This is a genomic window from Thiomonas intermedia (assembly GCF_002028405.1).
Taxonomy (GTDB): Bacteria; Pseudomonadota; Gammaproteobacteria; order Burkholderiales; family Burkholderiaceae_C; genus Thiomonas; species Thiomonas intermedia.
Genome location: NZ_CP020046.1, coordinates 1,012,650 through 1,029,799, shown reverse-complemented (window position 1 = coordinate 1,029,799; position 17,150 = coordinate 1,012,650). Strand labels below are relative to the sequence as shown.

Here is a 17,150-nt window from a genome sequence, read left to right as displayed (position 1 = left end):
GCTCAGACTTCTTGCGTGCAGATGCGCGCGGGCTGCCTGCGCGACAGCAAGGTCTTCAGGCGCGGATGCGCCAGCGCGCTGTTGAGCAGCAGGGCCAGCATCACCAGCCCCGCGCCGAGCACTTCCGCGCCGCCGATGTGCACGCCCTGAAACAAGGCGATGCCGAAGGCCGTTACCGGGACGAAGTTGATGAACAGCACGCCCACCGAGGCGCCCACGCGCTGGATGCCTGCATTCCAGCCCAGCACCGCGATGAAGGCGGCGATCAACACGAGGTAGGCAAGCCCCCAGGCCGACTCCCGCAAGACGGGCAGGGTCGGCAAGTCCGCATGGCCCAGGGCCACCGCCAGAACGGCGATGCCCACGATGCTCAGGGCGCCGAAGGCGCAGGTCCAGGCGGTGTAGCGCAGCGATGACCAGGCCGGATACCGGCGCGCCGCCAGCGTATAGATCACCCAGCACAGCACGCCCAGCAGCACCAGGCCGTCGCCGCCGAGGTGGTTATCCGCCAGAAGGTGCGCGGGGTTGCCGTTGCTGAGCACCAGCGCCACGCCAAGCAAGGACAGGCCGATGCTCGCCCAGGTGCCCGCGCTGGGTCGCACCCCGTTGAGCGCCCAGTTGACAAGGGCGCTGAGCAGCGGCATCAGCGCGATGATGATGGCGGCCTGTTGAGGCTGGGTGTGTCGCAGACCTTCGTAGCCCAGCAGATTGAAGCCGGCGAAGCCCAGGCTGCCCAGGGCGGCCAGTTGCCAGCCGCGGCCGTCGAGCCGAAGCGCAGGCCGACCTTCCTTCCAGGCCAGGGCGAGCAGGAAGAGCGGTGCCGCCAGCCCGTAACGGATGGCGGTCATGACGAACACATCCATGTGCAGCATCAAGGCCTTGGCCAGCGGCAACATGCCGCCCCAGGCCATCGCCGCCACACCCAACGCCCCCAGCGCCTGGGGAAAGCTCAAACTCCGATTCATGGCGTCCTCCTGAATATCGTGGAGAGACGAAGCGTATGAATTTCCGAAATTTTGATAAAGGTGCAAAATTCCAATTATTTATTTCTGAATTGGAAATATTGGAGGCACGATGCTCGACCTGGATGCATGCCGCACCTTCGCCCGCGTGGTGGAGACGCATTCCTTCTCCGAGGCCGCCCGCAGCCTGGGCATGTCGCTGCCCGTGGTGAGCAAACAGGTGGCGCGCCTGGAGCAACAACTGGGCACGCGCCTGCTCAACCGCACCACGCGGCATCTCAGCCTCAGCGAGGCGGGCTCGGCGTTTCACACGCATTGCGCCCAACTGCTCGACATCGCCCAGACGGCCGAAGCCGCGGTGAGCCAGTTTCATCAGTCGCCGCGCGGGCAGTTGCGGGTGAGTGCGCCCGTGGCCTTCGCCAACGGCAGCCTGGCGCCGCTGCTGCCGGCCTTTCTCGAACGCTACCCCGACGTGCAGCTCGAACTCGACGCCAGTGACCGCCAGGTCGATCTGGCCGAAGACGGCTTCGATTTGGCGATCCGCCTGACCGCGCGCCCTCCCGAGGGGCTGGTGGCTCGGCCGCTGCACCGCATCCGCCGCGTGGCCTGTGCGGCCGACGCCTATCTGCAGCGGCGCGGCACGCCCCTGACCCCGCAGGATCTGGCGCAGCACAACTGCCTCATCTACCCCCAGGCTGAAGGCGCCGGCACCTGGGCGTTCGAGCAGGACGGCCGCGCGCTGGTCGTGCCGGTTCGGGGCAGCTTGCGCAGCAACAGCACCGAAGCCCTGCGCCGCGCCGCCTGCGGCGGCGTCGGCGTGGCGTACATGCGCGACTATGCGGTGCGCCAGAACCTGCTCGATGGCTCGCTGCGCGAAGTGCTCGCCGCCTACGCCCCGCCCAGCCGCGCCGAACTCTTCGCCCTCTACCTGCCCAACCGCTACCTGCCGCCCAAGGTGCGGGTGTTCATCGACTATCTTGTGGACTCTTTCGATCAGCCCTGAGCCGTCCGCCAACACCGCCATGCCGCCCACCTGCATTGCCCGCGCAAGTCTGCGCTGCAGCGCCGCGCAGGCGTTCGATCTTTCGGTCGACCCGGAGCGGTTTGCACCGCTGTTTCGCGGGTATGGGCCGATCCCGTCGATTCGCCGCATCACCGCGCTTTCGCCCCTGGCGGTGGGGTGCACCCGGCTGGTGGCCAATAGCGACGGATCGGTGCTGACCGAGCAGGTCACGGCACTCGACCGGCCGGGCCTGCACGCCTACACCCTGAGCGGCTTCCGGCCGCCGTTCTCCTGGCTGGTCTGCCTGGGCCAGGCGCGCTGGACCTTCGTCGACAGCACCGTAGGGTGCGAGGTCGAATGGCAATACACCTTCACGCCGCGTGGAGCCCTGTCGCGCTGGGCAGTCGGCCTGTTGTTGCGCTGTTGCATGCAGCCAGCCATGCAACGCTGTCTCGCGGCCATGCATGCGCAGTGCGCCGCGACTCGGAACCCTGCCGGCACCCCCACGCCCTGACCGCTCTGCGATGGCCGATGGACAGCCTTCTCCTGCTCGCGCTTGCCCCCGTGTTTCTGGGCTTCATCGCCTGGGAGGCCTGGTATCTGCGGCGCGCGGGCCGCAGCCATTACACCTGGGCCGACACGACATCCAACGCCGCGCTCGCCTTGATGCATCAGGGGGCCGATGCGCTGGCCTGGCTGCTGACCTTCGGCCTGTTCGTCGGGCTCTGGCGGCACCGGCTGTTTGACATTCCGGCAAGCTGGTGGAGTGTGGCGCTGCTGGTGGTGGCGCAGGACCTTTTCTATTACGGGTTTCATCGCACCAGCCACCGCGTGCGCTGGCTTTGGGCTTCGCATGTGACGCATCACTCGTCGGAGCGGCTCAACCTCTCGACCGCCTTCCGCCAAAGCCTCACCTATCCGATTTCGGGCATGTGGCTGTTCTGGCTGCCGCTGGCCTTCATCGGTTTTGCGCCTGCCCATATCGTGACCGTGGTGGCGCTCAATCTGGCCTTCCAGTTTTTCGTGCACACCGAGGCCGTCGGCAGGTTGGGTTGGCTCGAAGCGGTGTTCAACACCCCATCGCATCACCGGGTGCACCACGCGCGCAATCCGCAATACATCGATCGCAACTACGCCGGAGTCTTCATCATCTGGGACAAGCTGTTCGGCAGCTTCACCCCGGAAGATCCGGCCGATCCCTGCGTGTATGGCATCACCCATCCGGTGCGCAGCCACAACCCCATCACGCTGACGTTTCACGAGTGGCGGGCCATGCTGGGCGACGCCGTTCGGGCGCGTGGCCTCAGAGCGCGCCTGGTCCAGCTTTTCGGCCCGCCCGACCGGGCATTGAGCGCGCAGGGGCCGCCTGAACAGACCGCGGCACAGCGCTCAGCCCAGATGTCGCAGGGCTTGGATCACCGCGAGTAGGGGTAGCCAAATGTCCATCATTCGAGCCCAATTGGACATTCCGAAATCCCTCGTCCGACGCCATGCACCTGCTCGAACAAGCTCACGCCACCCTCGACCGCCTGGCCGAACTGCCGCCTCTGGGGCAACTCCGGCGCCAGCGGGCCGAGGCCACCTTTGCCAGCAATACCGACGCCAATCTGTTCCGGGGCATCTACGCCACGTTTGATGCCGCACAGGCCAGCGCGCCGAGCACGCGGCCGCTGGGCTACGACAACGCCGACGCCGCCGGCATGTATCTGGAGCGCATCAAGCGCATCTATCCCAGCGACTATCCCGTCATCTTCTGGCTGCAGAAGCTGTTCGCCCAGGGGCAGAGTTCGGTGTTCGATCTGGGCGGGCATATCGGCATCGGCTACTACGGCTATCAGCGTTACCTCGACTATCCCGCCAAGCTGCGCTGGACGGTGAGCGACGTGCCCGCCGTCATGGTGCGCGGCATGGAGATCGCCCGCGAACGCGACCCCGCAGGGCGCCTGGGTTTCAACGGCGACTTCGTCGGCGCGGGCGGTGTGGATGTGCTGCTGGCACTGGGCGTGCTGCAGTACCTGCCCGACACCCTGACGCAGCGGCTGGCCGCACTGGCGCAGGGCGGGGCGCAACTGCCGCGCCACATCATCCTCAACCTCACGCCGCTGCATGTGCTCGACAACGGTGGGCAGGATTACTTCACCCTGCAGAGCATCGGCACCGCCTTCTGCCCCTACCGCATCGCCGCCTACGCGCCCTTTCTCGAAGGCCTCACGCGGCTGGGCTACCAGATCGTCGACCGCTGGCAAAACCCCGACAAGCACTGCCACATCGCCTTCGAACCCGAGCACTCGCTCGACGTGTATCACGGGTTTTATCTGCGGCGGTGTGCCTAAAAATTTTTTAGCGATTCGCTGGTATGTGGGGCAACCCTGGCAGCTGTTCAAATTCTGCGAAGGCCACGGGACGGGAATAGAGATAGATGACACCTGGCGGCTGATCTGTCGTGTCGCACGCTCCTGGTGTTGCAGATAGAGCTGACGCGCCACGTCGTGCACCGCCGTGCTCGACAACCAGTCCGATGCCGCCAGAACGAACACGGCGAACAATTGCCTTGCCAGATGGCTGCCGAATACCCGTGGGGAAACGCGAGGGGCACGCATGGGGCAATCTATGGCGACGCGGCTTTATCGGCAGACGTGTGGCTCAGGACCAAAGCGTCAATAGTTGGAGGCGAGCCCGACGTAGGCGCCATTGTTCGCACGGATGATGTCGTCTAGGCTGACCTTGTTGCTGATCTGCGATTTGGTCTGCCCGTTTTGCCCCATGCGGTAGGGGTCGAAATCGGTGTTGATGGGATTGAGCGCCTTGTCCTTGCGCGCGTGGCCTTTGCCGTTTTCCTCGATGTTGTAGTAGACGTAAGGATTGCCGCAGGGGTAGAGTTTGCCCCCCATGCCAATGTCGGCCAGGGTGTTGGGCAGCGCGCGGTTATAAATCCAATAGCTCTGGATGGCCGCAGAGATGGATACCACGTCTTGCTGTACCTGCGCATTTTCGATCTTGAGGCGATAGCCGCTGTAGATGGGCAAGGCGATGGCCGTGAGTACGCCGATCAAGACCAGCGCCATCAACAACTCGAGAAGGGTGAAGCCCCCCAGACGTTTGCCTTGTATGGGGGGTGGGAGAATGAACATCATGTCACGGTCTGTAACGCGCGCAGACCGTGGACCACAAGACGTATGCGTACCGCGGAGGACGAATTGCGGCATATTTCACAACGCTGCAGCCGCGCTGTGGCTGAAACTCCACAGCGCGTACTGACTACAGATCAATATTGGCGCCAGGCGATGGGTGGATTCCGGACACGGGCATTGAAGTTGACAACCACGGGTGTTTGGTTGGTATTCGTTTGACCATACATGACCAGACCCGAACTGGTGGCAAACCCACTCGGTGACAACGGGACGCCTGCTCCAAGGTTCACAATGCCGTTGGTGATGGCTACGCCATTGATGACCGGCGGTATCTTGGGCAGTCCGCCGGAGCCGAGATCAAAATAATCGTGGTAACCGTTACCCAGGCCGCAAGACGTCGCTGCCGGTGGAACATACACAGGAACGACCAACGTGCCATAACTGATGGCCGGTGCCGCAGAAATCTGCCCATTGGCCTGCAGCGGCATGACCACATTGCTGGAGACGGGTTGCAGCGAACCATTGCTGTACTGCAGGCCGGTTTGATTGCTACTGGCCCAGAGGATGCGTGAATTCGCGCCGGAGAGGGCGAACACGGTAATCTGGCTTTGCGAGGCCGTCCATACATACGGCACACCGCTGACCATGGCGTAGCCAAGGTAATTGATCGCTGCGGCGGGCGAAGTGGTGCCGTAATTTTGCAGAAGCGCCGCGTCCTGCGGAGCGGTTCCCGAGAGATTCAAGGCCCAGATGCCGCCCTGGTTGTCGCCCATCCACAGTGTCTGCGTGCCCGAGTCGTAGCTCAAGGCGCTACTGACGTAGACGTTGCTGCCCATGTTCAGCGCGGCAGACAGCGTGGACCCTGATGCCGCCTGCCCTGTTGCCACGTTCACTTCGTACAGCGTGCTGGTGGTGATGGCCGATGCGCCGCTGCCCGTGGTGGTATTGACGACGAACACTGCGTATTGCATGCCTCCGATGTTCACGATGACTGGTGCCTGCATCTGGGGAGAACTGCCACCCGAGACGGTGATGCCCCAGGTCTGTGCAACGGGGGTCGCGGGAGTGGTGCTCGACGATAACGTATTGCTGCTGAGCTTGAGCGCATAGTGGTAAGCGCCGCCCTGGGCCGTGCCGACGACGTAAGTGGCCCAGTTGGCCGCCTTCGGGGCCGACGTGGTGTTGACGGCATCGACCAGGGTGTAGCCGCCATCGAAGTTTTGCGCCGACTGAAACTGGGTGTAGGACTGCAAGCCGGGCAGGAACACCTTGGGCATCCAACCCCAGACCAGGTTGCCCGTCTTGGCATCGACGGCATACAGAAACCCGTCATTGCTCGTGAAGGTGAGGAGGTTTTCGCGGCCCTTGTTGTTGTTGGCGAAGGTGCCATAGCCGCCGATCGATGCGTTGTTTGCATTCGAGGGCGCACCAAGGTAGTTCACCTGATCGTTGGCGCTGAGACTTCCAAGCATCCAGTTGAGCTGTCGTCCGGCCAGATAGGAGCAACCCGATACCCCGTTGGGAAAACCCAGCGCGGCCGTGTTGGTCGTGTCTCCCGTCGAGTTGAACGACGGGTCGACGGTGTATGCCAATAGAGTCTTCAGATTGGGCACGCAGGTCGTGGCACTCAGGGCGAAAGAAGAAGGGCTGTAGTTGGCGCTGCTGCTGTTGCCGCCGACGTTTTGCAGGGTGTCGATGCCGCCAGAGCCAGGCCCTGTGCCAGACGCGGTTGCCGTAGTGGTCAGGAGGTCCGTCTGGCGGGCCGACGCCGTCATGTGGGGGCCATCTCCCGCGTCCCACTGCGCTGGGCCGGTGGGCGTGCCGATCGGCGCGCTGGCAGCGTTGGTCGGGGCGGCTACAGTCTGGAAGGCCTGAATGTGCCCGCCGATCGATCCAGGGGTGTTGTTGGACGATGCCGTGTAGATCAGAGAGCCAGCCTGAATTTTCGAAGGTGCAACAGGTGCCGATATGGCCGTGCTGCTGAAAATCTGGGCGGCGATGCTGCCCAGTGCCGTGTTGAAAGCCGCGACGTTGTTGGCCGGGTATTCCGTTCCCGTGCCTCCTGCAATCGCCATCGCATTAAGTGCGGCATAGGCGGCCAGATTGGCATTGGCATCCACCCCCGCGCCCAGGCCGACGACATAGGTCTTGATTCCCTTCTTGTTCAGCGCGGCAATGGCGTTGATGGTGTCGATCAACGCCTGGTCGTTGGTCTTGCTGATATCCAGTCCGCCCTGGGTCTGACCGTTGGGCACGTTGCCGCTGTCGTCGTTGATGCCATAGGCGGTGTTGCCGGCAACGCCATAAAAGGCCGCGTTCACCCCGTAACCCTGCCCCGCAGCACTGCCCAGCGGCGGCCAATTGTTCATATTCAGATCCATGGTGGGCAGACCATCTGTCACCAGAATGACGTACTGGCCCGCACATGAGGCGGTGAGATTTTTCAGAATATTGCCCGCACCCTGCACCAGGCCTGCAGTGGGCGACTGATAGGCCAGCGCCTTGATTTCTTTTGACGAGGAACTGTTGGTCTCGGGCTGCAGCGCCGACGTGAAAGGCACCATCGCCGTGTTCACGGTCGTGGTGCTGGGGTTGGTGCCCAGATTGGTCATGGACACCACGGTGGCGCCGGTCGTGGCACTGAGGCCTTGAACGTAGTAGCCAAAGCCGCGCTGGGCATAGACGACCTGCGGCGAATACGGCACATAGCCGGCATTGGTCGGGCTGGTGCCAAAACCGCCATTATTGGGGGAGGTGTTCTTGTAGGAAACGTAGATCGAGCCGTTCTTGTAGTTGCTCAGGCTGAAATTGGGTGGATAGGGCGTAGCCGGATTGGGGCCGTTGTAGGAGACGAACAAGCCCGACAATCCACCTGCATAGAGCACATCGTTGACGTTCGGGTCATCACTAGAGGCTCCAATCTGCATGTATTTGTTGCCCGATAGCGTGCTGGCCGCGCTGCTACTGGAACTCCCGTATAGGCCCGATTGCGACAGACTCGTGCAGTAACTCTTGACCGACGACGACGCGCTGCCGTATTGATAGCAGGGGTTGTTCACCCAGCGTGTTGGTGCGGGACTGGGGCTTGGGTTGGCGGCGACGAAGCTCTGGTAGGTCGAGTAACTGGTGAAGCCGTTGGTGGGCAGGCTATTGGCAAACGTGAAGCCGTTGGGCGGCGACATGTAATACACCCAAGTGGTGTAGAGGCTGGTGCCAGTCGTTGAGTAATCCGCTAGCGCAAAATCCATGCTCGACAGATATTTGGACAGAGTGCTGGTAATGCCGGCCTTGGCCACGTTCAGACGGCTGGCGCCGTTGTCCACCAGGGTTCCGTTATTGTTGTAGGTATAGGGCGCCGAGGCCGTCTGGCTCGGGGTCATCGGCGGAGAGAAGCCCGAGGGCACCGAGTAGTTCACCGGCGAACTGCTGTTGTACAGGCTGGTCAAGCCGCTGGAGAGATTGCCCGAGCCTGTCATGATGGCGCCGCTCAGGTCGCCGTCCATGGATTGCGAGTTGCCGATGGCGATGACCACTTGCGGGCGTGGCTGGCTCGTCGTCACGGTGCCGGCGTCGCTTGGTGCCATGCTCCAAGGCGCAAACGCAAGGCCGAAAGATGTTCCGATGACGACAGCGCTTCTGAGTGTGTTGTTCATGTCAATTTGCCGTAGTGCAAAGTTTGAACACGTTGTCCGTGGTGACGGCGGTTTGGCCGTTGGCTTCGCGGACGTTCAAAAAAATCTCGTAGTAATTCGCCGTGTAGCCATTTGCCGGTGCAGTCGTCCCATTCGCCGCCGTGACGACACACGCCGACGAGTCTGGCGGCAACGCGGCTGGCACGACGACGGCCAGAATATTGGCCGCTCCGGGCAGAACGGCTGGGGGGGGACTCACCGAAGCCAGTACTGTGCTTTTGATATGAGCCAGGCTATCGCAGGTTTGATTTGCCAGGCAGTTGGCCCAGAAGGTTTGCGTTGGGTAGGTGCTGCCTGTCCAGGGCATGGACGAAGCCGCGTCGGTCACAGGAAACCAGGGCTGTCCTTGCGCCACGGTCTGTAGCAGCCCACAAGTGTTGGGGCTGCCGTTGCACGCGGTTTGAATGATGGCGAGTTGCACTTGCCGCAATGCCAGATCGCCGACCTGAACGTCTTTTTGCCGCTGCAGGGTGTTGCCTGTCATCACGGTCTGCAGCAGATTGCCTCGCGTGACGAACAGCACGCCAAACAGCAACACCACCAGGGTGATAAGGGTGAGCAGCAGGATGTAGCCCTGCTCGCGTTGCGCCGGGGTTTGTTTGTTCATGGCGTGCTCATCCAGAGTGCATTTCGCACCGCGACTTCGGTGGAGATCACCGAGTAGTGATAGCCGCCAGCGCCTGCCGGAACCTGATAGTCGAAGGCATGCCCGTAGCCATTGTTCGGCGTGGGTAGGTTGACGGGAATGGTCGCCGGGGATTGGTACTGGGTGTTGACGTCGGGGTGCAGCGAGCGTGTGACAAGGGCGATCCAGACACTGCGGATATTGCCAAGCTGATTCTGGGACTGAACATCCTTGCCGGTGAGGTATTGGGTGACGCCGCTGTTCGGTGTGCCCACACCGAACAGCGCGACCAGGCTTGCCACGCCAGCGGCAACCGGCACGGGCTGGCCGACGATTGCACCTTGCGCATTGATGACTGCCCGCATCAGTGCTGGGAACTGGCCGCCCGCACTATTGGCTTGATTGGCTACCCAGTACGCGACGGTTTGCAGGTTGGTCGTGCTGGGTTGTCCGAGATCGGTGAGCGTGACCGTGCCCTGGCCGTAGAAATCCTTGGTTTGAAGGGTTTGCCCATTGCTGAGCAATCCGGCGCTGATCAGCGCGTTCTGAAAACCGGTGTAGCCCTTGGTTTGAAACGGAGTGTTGATCGGAGGGGTTAGCGAGGAGTTGTTCAGGCTGTCCACCGAATTCGGCTGCGTGGCCGATTGCGCCGGAATGTGGCTGAGGGGAGTCTGGAAACACACGGTCTTGCCGGAGAACCGGAAATTTTTCAGAGCCAAAAGACCCATATCCCCCGCCTTGACGCCTGCGGGGAGCTGATTGAGTACCAGATTCGTGCCGTTGGGCGGAGCGTTGGTCGGGGCGTTGCCCGGAAAAATCACATTCACAGGGCCACCCCCCGTGGGGCTCACCTGCGGGGTGGAGGTGGCCATGGTCATGGTCAGCACGACCGAGGTATTGCCATTGGGGGGCGTGTACAGATTGGGGTCGGTTTGCGCGCTCAGGGTGCTGGAGGTCGGCAGCGGGCTCGGTTCGGACGCGGCAATGGCCGGTGCCAGCACTGCGGCATTGCCACCGTTGGCGCCGTAGGACAGTGTGAGATTGCACTGGTTGCCCAGATTCGGTCCGTTCTGAAAATATCCGGCGTTCGACAAATCTCGTGTGATGAGATCGAGCGCGGCGCGGGTTTGTGAGTCGCGCTGCATCGCATCACTCATGGCGACGTTTTGCTTGGTCAGCGACGATTGCACCAAGAGAACGGCCAGGGAAAAGATCAGCCCGATGACCAGGGCCACCATTAATTCGATCAGGCTCAGGCCGCGCTGCAGTCTCGGTGCGGGCGTAAGTTCGGAGCGGTGTAGAGGTAGCGCCATGTCAGAAGCCCACCTGATAGTTGAAAATCTGGGAACGTTGCCCGCCGCCGTTGTCGCCTGCTGCCCACTGGACGGTCATTTGCACCCCGCAGGTCGGCGCCGTCGGGATGGAGACATCGCATGGGTTGCCATCAGCCCCAGCTTGCGTGGTGATCTTCACCGAGGCTCCTGGCAAAAACATCGGCTGTCCCGGTGTGAAGATGCTGCTGAGCATGGGTTGCAGTGCAGCAGGCGCCGACGACACGGAGGTGTAGGTTTGCGTGGTGTTGGCCCCGATTAGGGAAATGACCTGTGGGCTGGCCTGCAAGGTCGCCCATAACTGGTTGCCAAGCGCGGCGCTGTCGATCGCCTCCTGATTGGCCGTTTGCGCAGGAACCGTAAGGCTGTAGAGCGAGGCGATGCTGAGCATGCCCAGGCCGAAAATGACGATGGCTACCAGCACGCTGATCAACGACAGTCCGGCTTGCTCTGCGCGGCGTTGGAATTTGAAGGGCTTCATGACGCGGTATTGCTGCTGAGAATCACACTGCCGGATGCCAGTACCTGCATCGTCCAGGTCTGGCCTCGTGCTGCCGTCACGGTGATGATGGGCGCGGCGGGGTTGTTGTTGCCGTCACTGACAAAACCCTGGCTGTCGAAAATCAGCTTGCCGGTGGCGGGTGGGTTGGTGATGTTGCATTTCACGTTGGGGTACTGCGCGTTGAACTGCTGGGGGCTCATGGAATGCTCACCGCTGGGTTGCCCCCCGACCTGGGTGTTCCAGGTGCATGAGTTGGCTGCGATCCCGGTGAGGTCGATTTCCACGGCCTGCTGTGTGGTGACGGCCTGATTGCGCGCCCAGGCCACGTCCTGCGGAAATTTGTTGACCAGCACGGCGGTCTTGCCGGAATCGACCATGCTGACCAGGTTGGGCACGACCAGCAGACCGAGGATGGCGGCGATGCCGATGGTCACCATCAGCTCGATGAGGGTGAAGCCGCGGTGCGAACGGCCCGTGCGGGTCATGTCAGCAATCTCCCGATTGATTGCGCACCCAGCATTGCTGTCCGCCATTCGGGGCGCTCCAGCCCGAGGGCACGGGCAAGACGGTGGTCTTGTTGCCGTTCTGGTCGATGGTGTAGGACGGACCGACGAAACCGTTGGCAGGGGTCGCTGTGAAGGTGAAGGTGGTGGCCGCCACGCCCGAGCAAGCAAAGGTGTAGTCCTGCACATTGGTCGGCGCGGCCACCGGGCAGGTGGTGGCGCTGCCGGTGCCGCCATTGGCAAGATAGGTGCGGTTGTCCTGGTAATACTGCTGCGCGGCTACGGCCATGCCCGACAGCCCTGAGAACGCCTCGGTCAGCTTGCTGCGGGCGACATACTGCGTGTAGGCCGGAATGGCGATGGCCGACAGAATGGCGACGATCGCCACGACGATCATCAGTTCGATCAGGGTGAAACCGCGGTTGCGCTGCATGGGTGAACTCTCCTTGCGCACATTGTGGAAATGACCGTCCGCGGCCTTCCGGACAAGGCGACGAACGGCGTGCCGCAGGCGACGAACGGTTGTCTTTTTCCTTCGTTTACCCGAATAACATTTGGTCACATTCGGCCTGCATGGCACAAGCGAACGTCATTTGGCCTCGCGGGCTTGCCAGGGCAGGGGTTTGTCGATCGGCTCTTGAAAGGGCGAAAGCCGTCCCTATAATTAGCACTCGTTGAAGGTGAGTGCTAACAGCGGTGACGGTTCAGGATGTCATCGTCCTGTCATGCGCGGATCTTCAAAATCGCTTTCTGGCTGTCGGCTCCGGGTTTCGGCCCGGTGGGCGGCTCGTCATTGGGCTTCTCGCAAGCCCGGTTTTCAACACACCTCAGGAGATTTGCATGAAATTGCGCCCTCTGCATGACCGTGTCGTGGTCAAGCGTATCGAACAAGAAACCACTACCGCTTCGGGCATCGTGATTCCCGGCAGCGCGGCAGAGAAGCCGGACCAGGGCGAAGTGCTGGCCGTGGGTCCGGGCAAGCACGACGACCAGGGCAAGCTGGTGGCCATGGCGGTGAAAGTGGGTGACCGCGTGCTGTTCGGCAAATACGCCGGTCAGACCGTCAAGGTCGATGGCGACGAGCTGATGGTGATGCGCGAAGACGACCTGATGGCCGTCATCGAGAAGTAATTCGCGATCTGAACTCGATCTGAACTGATACAGCTTCAACTGGAAATTTACGGAGAAATTCAATGGCTGCAAAAGACGTGATTTTTGGCGCGGACGCTCGCGCCCGCATGGTCGAAGGCGTGAACATTCTGGCCAACGCGGTCAAGACGACCCTGGGTCCCAAGGGCCGCAACGTGGTGCTCGAGCGCTCGTTCGGCGCCCCCACCGTGACCAAGGACGGCGTGTCCGTGGCCAAGGAAATCGAGCTGAAGGACAAGCTCCAGAACATGGGCGCGCAGATGGTCAAGGAAGTCGCTTCCAAGACCTCCGACAACGCCGGTGACGGCACCACCACCGCCACCGTGCTGGCCCAGGCCATCGTGCGCGAAGGCATGAAGTACGTGGCCGCCGGCATGAACCCGATGGACCTCAAGCGCGGCATCGACAAGTCGGTCACCGCGCTGGTCGAGGAGCTGAAGAAGGCCTCCAAGCCCTGCTCCAACAGCAAGGAAATCGCCCAGGTCGGCTCCATTTCGGCCAACAGCGACGAGCATGTCGGCCAGATCATCGCCGAGGCGATGGACAAGGTGGGCAAGGAAGGCGTGATCACCGTCGAAGATGGCAAAAGCCTGGAGAACGAACTCGACATCGTCGAAGGCATGCAGTTCGACCGTGGCTATCTGTCGCCCTACTTCATCAACAACCAGGACAAACAGGTTGCCGTGCTCGACAACCCGTTCGTGCTGCTGCACGACAAGAAGATCTCCAACATCCGCGACCTGCTGCCCGCGCTGGAGCAGGTGGCCAAGTCCAGCCGCCCGCTGCTGATCATCGCTGAAGACGTTGACGGCGAAGCGCTGGCCACCCTGGTGGTCAACAGCATCCGCGGCATCCTCAAGACCGTGGCCGTCAAGGCTCCGGGCTTCGGCGACCGTCGCAAGGCCATGCTGGAAGACATCGCCATCCTGACCGGCGGCAAGGTGATTGCCGAGGAAGTCGGTCTGACGCTGGAGAAGGTCACGCTGGCCGATCTGGGCCAGGCCAAGCGCATCGAAGTGGGCAAGGAAAACACCATCGTCATCGACGGCGCCGGTGTGGCCGCCGACATCGAAGCGCGCGTCAAGCAGATCCGCATCCAGATCGAGGAAGCCACTTCCGACTACGACCGCGAAAAGCTGCAAGAGCGCGTGGCCAAGCTGGCTGGCGGCGTGGCCGTCATCAAGGTTGGCGCCGCCACTGAAGTGGAAATGAAGGAGAAGAAGGCCCGCGTCGAAGACGCCCTGCACGCCACCCGCGCCGCAGTGGAAGAGGGCATCGTGGCCGGTGGCGGTGTGGCACTGCTGCGCGCCAAGCAAGCCGTCGCCAACAGCGTCAAGGGTGTCAACGCCGATCAGGACGCTGGTATCAAGCTGGTGATGCGCGCCGTTGAAGAGCCGCTGCGCCAGATCGTCGCCAACAGCGGCGACGAGCCCAGCGTGGTCGTGGCCAAGGTGCTCGAAGGCAAGGGCAACCATGGCTACAACGCCGCCAACGGCGAGTACGGCGACATGATCGCCATGGGCATTCTCGACCCGACCAAGGTCACCCGCACCGCGCTGCAGAATGCCGCCTCCGTGGCTGGCCTGATGCTGACCACCGAGTGCATGGTGGCCGAGGCGCCGAAGGAAGAAGCTGCGCCCGCCATGCCCGGCGGCGGCATGGGCGGCATGGGCATGGACATGTAAGTCCAGACCCGTCGTCTGTTGCATCCCAGGTCCGGTGCGCTCCGCATCGGACCCTTGCAAAGCCTGCCCTCCGAAAGGAAGGCAGGCTTTTTGCATGGGGCATCCGTCATCGCAAATGGGGTGTTAACCAGCCCTAAGTCCTCGCCTAAGATCGGGGGCACGACGATCAGGGGGATGTCATGCCACGCTTTTGTAGCCAATGCGGCGCGCAGAACAAGGAAGAGGCGAAATTTTGTCGGCAATGCGGTTCACCGCTGACCGCGGCCGAGCAGCCGTCGAAGCCGCCGCCAGCTTCTGAAGGGCCTGCCGATTTCGCCCAGGATGCGGCAGCCCAGGATGCCGAAGGGGAGGCCCTGCAGCAGGCACCGCTTGAGGCACAGATGCGACGGGCTGAAGAGGTTCGTCAATCGGAAGCCGAGCAAGCGCACAAGCTGGCCGAGCAGGAGGCTGCGGCCCGAGAGGCTGCAGCGACGGCGCTGCGGTTGCAGGCGCAACAGGCGCGGGAGGCTCACGAAGCCGCGCGTCGCGCGGCGGAGCAGGCGCAACGGGAGCAGGAGCGCGAGAGCGAACGTCTGGCCGCCACGGCGCGGCTGGAGGAGGAGATCCGCGCCCGTGCCCAGAGGGCCCAGTCGCCGTCAGGGCAGCATGCCCCTCGCGCAGAGGGAGGGTTGGTGTCCGCCTACGCGGAACCGGACCCGCGCGGTCAGACGAGCCGGACTCAGCCCGTGAAGGGCAGCAATGCGTTTCTCGTCGGCGGCATTGCCACGGGGGTGATTGCCTTGCTGTTGATCGGTGGGGGTGGTCTGTGGTGGTCCATGCACAAGCCCAAGCCTGAAAGCGTGGCCCTTCCCGCCGTGGCGAGCCGCGCGGGGCAGGCGGCATCGGCGCCTGGCCCGGTTGTGTCGGCCAGCGCGCCGTCGGCACCTGGCGCACCGACGATGCCGCAGACCGTGCCAGCGGCGCCGCAGGTGATCTCGGCCCCGGCGCCCGCGGTGTCCAAGCCCGCGCCGCTGGTGCGCAAGCCTTTGCCGGTTCCCGTTGCCAAGCCGACCCAGCCGGCCGCCTTGGAGCGTCCGTCACAGCCCGAGACCTTTGCGCCAGCGGCGCCGTCTGTGCATGGTGCTGTGCCGCAGCGGCAGGAGCTGCCGTCTGCGCAGGCGCCAGCGTCGGCAAGGGAGGAAACGCCGCCCTCGGCGCCACCTCAGGCGCCGCCCAGACCGATGGGGCGCGTCGAAGCGTTGCGGGCGGGGCTTGCGGCCTGTCAGGAGAAGGGCAATTTCTTTTCGCAGCAACTCTGCATCCAGGAAACGCGCTGGAAGTATTGCGGCGCGCCGCTGTCACCCGATCCGCTCTGGGGGAAGATTCCAGAGTGTCCCAATTCGGGTCAGCAGAACAACCCGTAGCGCCTGAAGCGCAGGGCGTTTCAACCCAGCTTTCCACCGTGTAGGGAGACCCTGATGACCGTGAAGACCACCAACAACCTCGGCGTGCTGCTGCGCAGCTACGAGGCGCTGCACAACTGGCGAGCGCTGGCCATGCTCGCCGGTTGTTTCGTTCTGGGCGGGCTCGCCATCAGCGGTGGGGCGGCCGCGGGCATGAGTTCGGGCAGCTATGCGGTGACCATGCTCATGAGTCTGCTGGGCGCCATCATCATTGTCGTGGGCATGAACGCCAGCGGGCTGATGCTGGTCGATCAGGCTTATGACCACCCGATCCGTGGTTTCGGGCCGGCCTTCCTGGGCGGGGTGCAGTCGGCGCTGTACGTGATCGGTCTGATGATTCTGCTGGGCCTCGGCTTCGCTGTCATCCTGCTGGCGGCCTTCCTGCTGTCGCTGCTCGGTCGCATGCCTGGGCTGGGCGGGATATTCGGGTTCCTGCTCGGCGGGCCGCTGGTCGTGATCGTCGCGCTGGCCTATGCGGTGCTGCTGCTGGCCGGGCCGCTGATGATCGCGGCGGTCTGGCATGGCGAGGGTTTCACGGCCAGTCTGTCGCGCGCGGTGGGCATCGTCACCAGGCGTCCGCTGGAGGTGTTCATGCACTTTCTCGTCCTCGGTCTGCTGGTGTTTCCGGCCGTGGCCTTCATCTTTGCCGTGGTGTTCGTCGGCAGCATGTTCGTCGGCGGGTTCTTTGCAGCCGGCAGCTTTGGCGGCATGGGCTGGGGCGGATTCGGTGGCATGCGGGGGATGGAGGGCGTGGCGCTCGGCGGTTTGGGCATGGGCGGTGCGGGCCTCTCCATCGGCCTGGTGTGGTTTCTCGCCTGGTCGGTGGTGAGCCTGATCTATGTGCTGGGCATGATCTTCGTGTACCGGGCCGTGGGCGAGGGCGTGGAGTCGGAAGCCGCGGATGTCGTGGGTCAGAAGCTGGCCCAGTTCAAGCAGAAACTTGACGAGTACAAGCCGCGTCCGGTCCCGGCTGCGCCGCCCGCGGCAGAGTCCGCGCCGCCTTCACCCGAATCTCCTGTCGCGGCGCCGCAGGCTGCCGCGACGCAATGCCCGGCCTGTCACGCCACGGTGCAGCCTGATGACGTGTTCTGCGGTAGCTGTGGCCATCGTCTGAAATAGGGCGCC

At 63.2% G+C, this 17,150-nt stretch carries 16 protein-coding genes; 8 read left to right on the top strand and 8 right to left on the bottom strand.

Going from position 1 to position 17,150, the window contains the following annotated elements; all coding sequences use genetic code 11:
• Window positions 1-2 precede the first annotated feature (2 nt).
• Window positions 3-965: a DMT family transporter gene (locus tag BVH73_RS04820; protein WP_079416581.1), complete on the bottom strand. Its 963-nt coding sequence runs from the start codon at window positions 963-965 to the stop codon at window positions 3-5.
• Between the two features lie 109 nt (window positions 966-1,074).
• On the opposite strand from BVH73_RS04820, the gene BVH73_RS04815 reads away from it, so the two are divergent.
• The 4 genes from BVH73_RS04815 (at window position 1,075) to BVH73_RS04800 (ending at window position 4,298) form a co-directional block, all read left to right on the top strand.
• Complete coding sequence (locus BVH73_RS04815) at window positions 1,075-1,965, top strand: LysR family transcriptional regulator (RefSeq protein WP_079416579.1); 891 nt, start codon at window positions 1,075-1,077, stop codon at window positions 1,963-1,965.
• 19 nt (window positions 1,966-1,984) lie between these two features.
• Entirely contained in the window at window positions 1,985-2,479 is a 495-nt protein-coding gene (locus BVH73_RS04810; RefSeq protein WP_079416577.1) for an SRPBCC family protein, read from the top strand.
• A gap of 17 nt (window positions 2,480-2,496) precedes the next feature.
• Window positions 2,497-3,393: a sterol desaturase family protein gene (locus BVH73_RS04805; RefSeq protein ID WP_425444131.1), complete on the top strand. Its 897-nt coding sequence runs from the start codon at window positions 2,497-2,499 to the stop codon at window positions 3,391-3,393.
• A 62-nt stretch (window positions 3,394-3,455) separates the two neighbouring features.
• Window positions 3,456-4,298, top strand: a complete 843-nt coding sequence (locus BVH73_RS04800; protein ID WP_079416575.1) for a TIGR04325 family methyltransferase — start codon at window positions 3,456-3,458, stop codon at window positions 4,296-4,298.
• A gap of 324 nt (window positions 4,299-4,622) precedes the next feature.
• On the opposite strand, the gene BVH73_RS04795 is transcribed toward BVH73_RS04800, so the two are convergent.
• The 7 genes from BVH73_RS04795 to BVH73_RS04765 all read right to left on the bottom strand — a co-directional run bounded on the left by BVH73_RS04795 (window position 4,623) and on the right by BVH73_RS04765 (window position 12,182).
• On the bottom strand, window positions 4,623-5,099 hold the full coding sequence (locus BVH73_RS04795; RefSeq protein ID WP_079416573.1) for a type IV pilin protein: 477 nt from the start codon (window positions 5,097-5,099) through the stop codon (window positions 4,623-4,625).
• Between the two features lie 131 nt (window positions 5,100-5,230).
• Window positions 5,231-8,680, bottom strand: coding sequence for a pilus assembly protein (locus tag BVH73_RS04790; protein ID WP_169836751.1), 3,450 nt, complete (start codon window positions 8,678-8,680; stop codon window positions 5,231-5,233).
• A gap of 70 nt (window positions 8,681-8,750) precedes the next feature.
• Entirely contained in the window at window positions 8,751-9,395 is a 645-nt protein-coding gene (locus tag BVH73_RS04785; RefSeq protein WP_079416569.1) for a hypothetical protein, read from the bottom strand.
• Window positions 9,392-10,726, bottom strand: coding sequence for a PilW family protein (locus tag BVH73_RS04780; protein ID WP_079416567.1), 1,335 nt, complete (start codon window positions 10,724-10,726; stop codon window positions 9,392-9,394). Before BVH73_RS04780 ends, BVH73_RS04785 begins: the two co-directional genes overlap by 4 nt.
• 1 nt (window position 10,727) lies before the next feature.
• On the bottom strand, window positions 10,728-11,225 hold the full coding sequence (locus tag BVH73_RS04775; RefSeq protein ID WP_079416565.1) for a type IV pilus modification PilV family protein: 498 nt from the start codon (window positions 11,223-11,225) through the stop codon (window positions 10,728-10,730).
• Window positions 11,222-11,731: a GspH/FimT family pseudopilin gene (locus BVH73_RS04770; RefSeq protein ID WP_079416563.1), complete on the bottom strand. Its 510-nt coding sequence runs from the start codon at window positions 11,729-11,731 to the stop codon at window positions 11,222-11,224. The genes BVH73_RS04775 and BVH73_RS04770 overlap by 4 nt, the downstream gene beginning before the upstream one ends.
• Window position 11,732: 1 nt before the next feature.
• Complete coding sequence (locus tag BVH73_RS04765; RefSeq protein WP_079416561.1) at window positions 11,733-12,182, bottom strand: type IV pilin protein; 450 nt, start codon at window positions 12,180-12,182, stop codon at window positions 11,733-11,735.
• Between the two features lie 407 nt (window positions 12,183-12,589).
• Here BVH73_RS04765 and BVH73_RS04760 point away from each other — a divergent pair, with 407 nt between their 5' ends.
• From BVH73_RS04760 to BVH73_RS04745, 4 genes are all read left to right on the top strand, one after another.
• Window positions 12,590-12,880, top strand: coding sequence for a co-chaperone GroES (locus tag BVH73_RS04760; RefSeq protein ID WP_013104897.1), 291 nt, complete (start codon window positions 12,590-12,592; stop codon window positions 12,878-12,880).
• A 62-nt stretch (window positions 12,881-12,942) separates the two neighbouring features.
• Window positions 12,943-14,583, top strand: coding sequence for a chaperonin GroEL (gene groL, locus BVH73_RS04755; protein WP_079416559.1), 1,641 nt, complete (start codon window positions 12,943-12,945; stop codon window positions 14,581-14,583).
• A gap of 179 nt (window positions 14,584-14,762) precedes the next feature.
• Entirely contained in the window at window positions 14,763-15,986 is a 1,224-nt protein-coding gene (locus BVH73_RS04750; protein WP_079416557.1) for a zinc ribbon domain-containing protein, read from the top strand.
• A gap of 54 nt (window positions 15,987-16,040) precedes the next feature.
• Complete coding sequence (locus tag BVH73_RS04745; protein ID WP_079416555.1) at window positions 16,041-17,144, top strand: zinc ribbon domain-containing protein; 1,104 nt, start codon at window positions 16,041-16,043, stop codon at window positions 17,142-17,144.
• The last annotated feature ends 6 nt before the right edge of the window (window positions 17,145-17,150 follow it).

Bases quoted from the DNA above. Each gene is read 5' to 3' on its own strand.
- BVH73_RS04820 (WP_079416581.1), bottom strand. From the start codon at position 965: ATGAATCGGAGTTTGAGCTTTCCCCAGGCGCTGGGGGCGTTGGGTGTG.
- BVH73_RS04815 (WP_079416579.1), top strand. From the start codon at position 1,075: ATGCTCGACCTGGATGCATGCCGCACCTTCGCCCGCGTGGTGGAGACG.
- BVH73_RS04810 (WP_079416577.1), top strand. From the start codon at position 1,985: ATGCCGCCCACCTGCATTGCCCGCGCAAGTCTGCGCTGCAGCGCCGCG.
- BVH73_RS04805 (WP_425444131.1), top strand. From the start codon at position 2,497: ATGGACAGCCTTCTCCTGCTCGCGCTTGCCCCCGTGTTTCTGGGCTTC.
- BVH73_RS04800 (WP_079416575.1), top strand. From the start codon at position 3,456: ATGCACCTGCTCGAACAAGCTCACGCCACCCTCGACCGCCTGGCCGAA.
- BVH73_RS04795 (WP_079416573.1), bottom strand. From the start codon at position 5,099: ATGATGTTCATTCTCCCACCCCCCATACAAGGCAAACGTCTGGGGGGC.
- BVH73_RS04790 (WP_169836751.1), bottom strand. From the start codon at position 8,680: ATGGCACCAAGCGACGCCGGCACCGTGACGACGAGCCAGCCACGCCCG.
- BVH73_RS04785 (WP_079416569.1), bottom strand. From the start codon at position 9,395: ATGAACAAACAAACCCCGGCGCAACGCGAGCAGGGCTACATCCTGCTG.
- BVH73_RS04780 (WP_079416567.1), bottom strand. From the start codon at position 10,726: ATGGCGCTACCTCTACACCGCTCCGAACTTACGCCCGCACCGAGACTG.
- BVH73_RS04775 (WP_079416565.1), bottom strand. From the start codon at position 11,225: ATGAAGCCCTTCAAATTCCAACGCCGCGCAGAGCAAGCCGGACTGTCG.
- BVH73_RS04770 (WP_079416563.1), bottom strand. From the start codon at position 11,731: ATGACCCGCACGGGCCGTTCGCACCGCGGCTTCACCCTCATCGAGCTG.
- BVH73_RS04765 (WP_079416561.1), bottom strand. From the start codon at position 12,182: ATGCAGCGCAACCGCGGTTTCACCCTGATCGAACTGATGATCGTCGTG.
- BVH73_RS04760 (WP_013104897.1), top strand. From the start codon at position 12,590: ATGAAATTGCGCCCTCTGCATGACCGTGTCGTGGTCAAGCGTATCGAA.
- groL (WP_079416559.1), top strand. From the start codon at position 12,943: ATGGCTGCAAAAGACGTGATTTTTGGCGCGGACGCTCGCGCCCGCATG.
- BVH73_RS04750 (WP_079416557.1), top strand. From the start codon at position 14,763: ATGCCACGCTTTTGTAGCCAATGCGGCGCGCAGAACAAGGAAGAGGCG.
- BVH73_RS04745 (WP_079416555.1), top strand. From the start codon at position 16,041: ATGACCGTGAAGACCACCAACAACCTCGGCGTGCTGCTGCGCAGCTAC.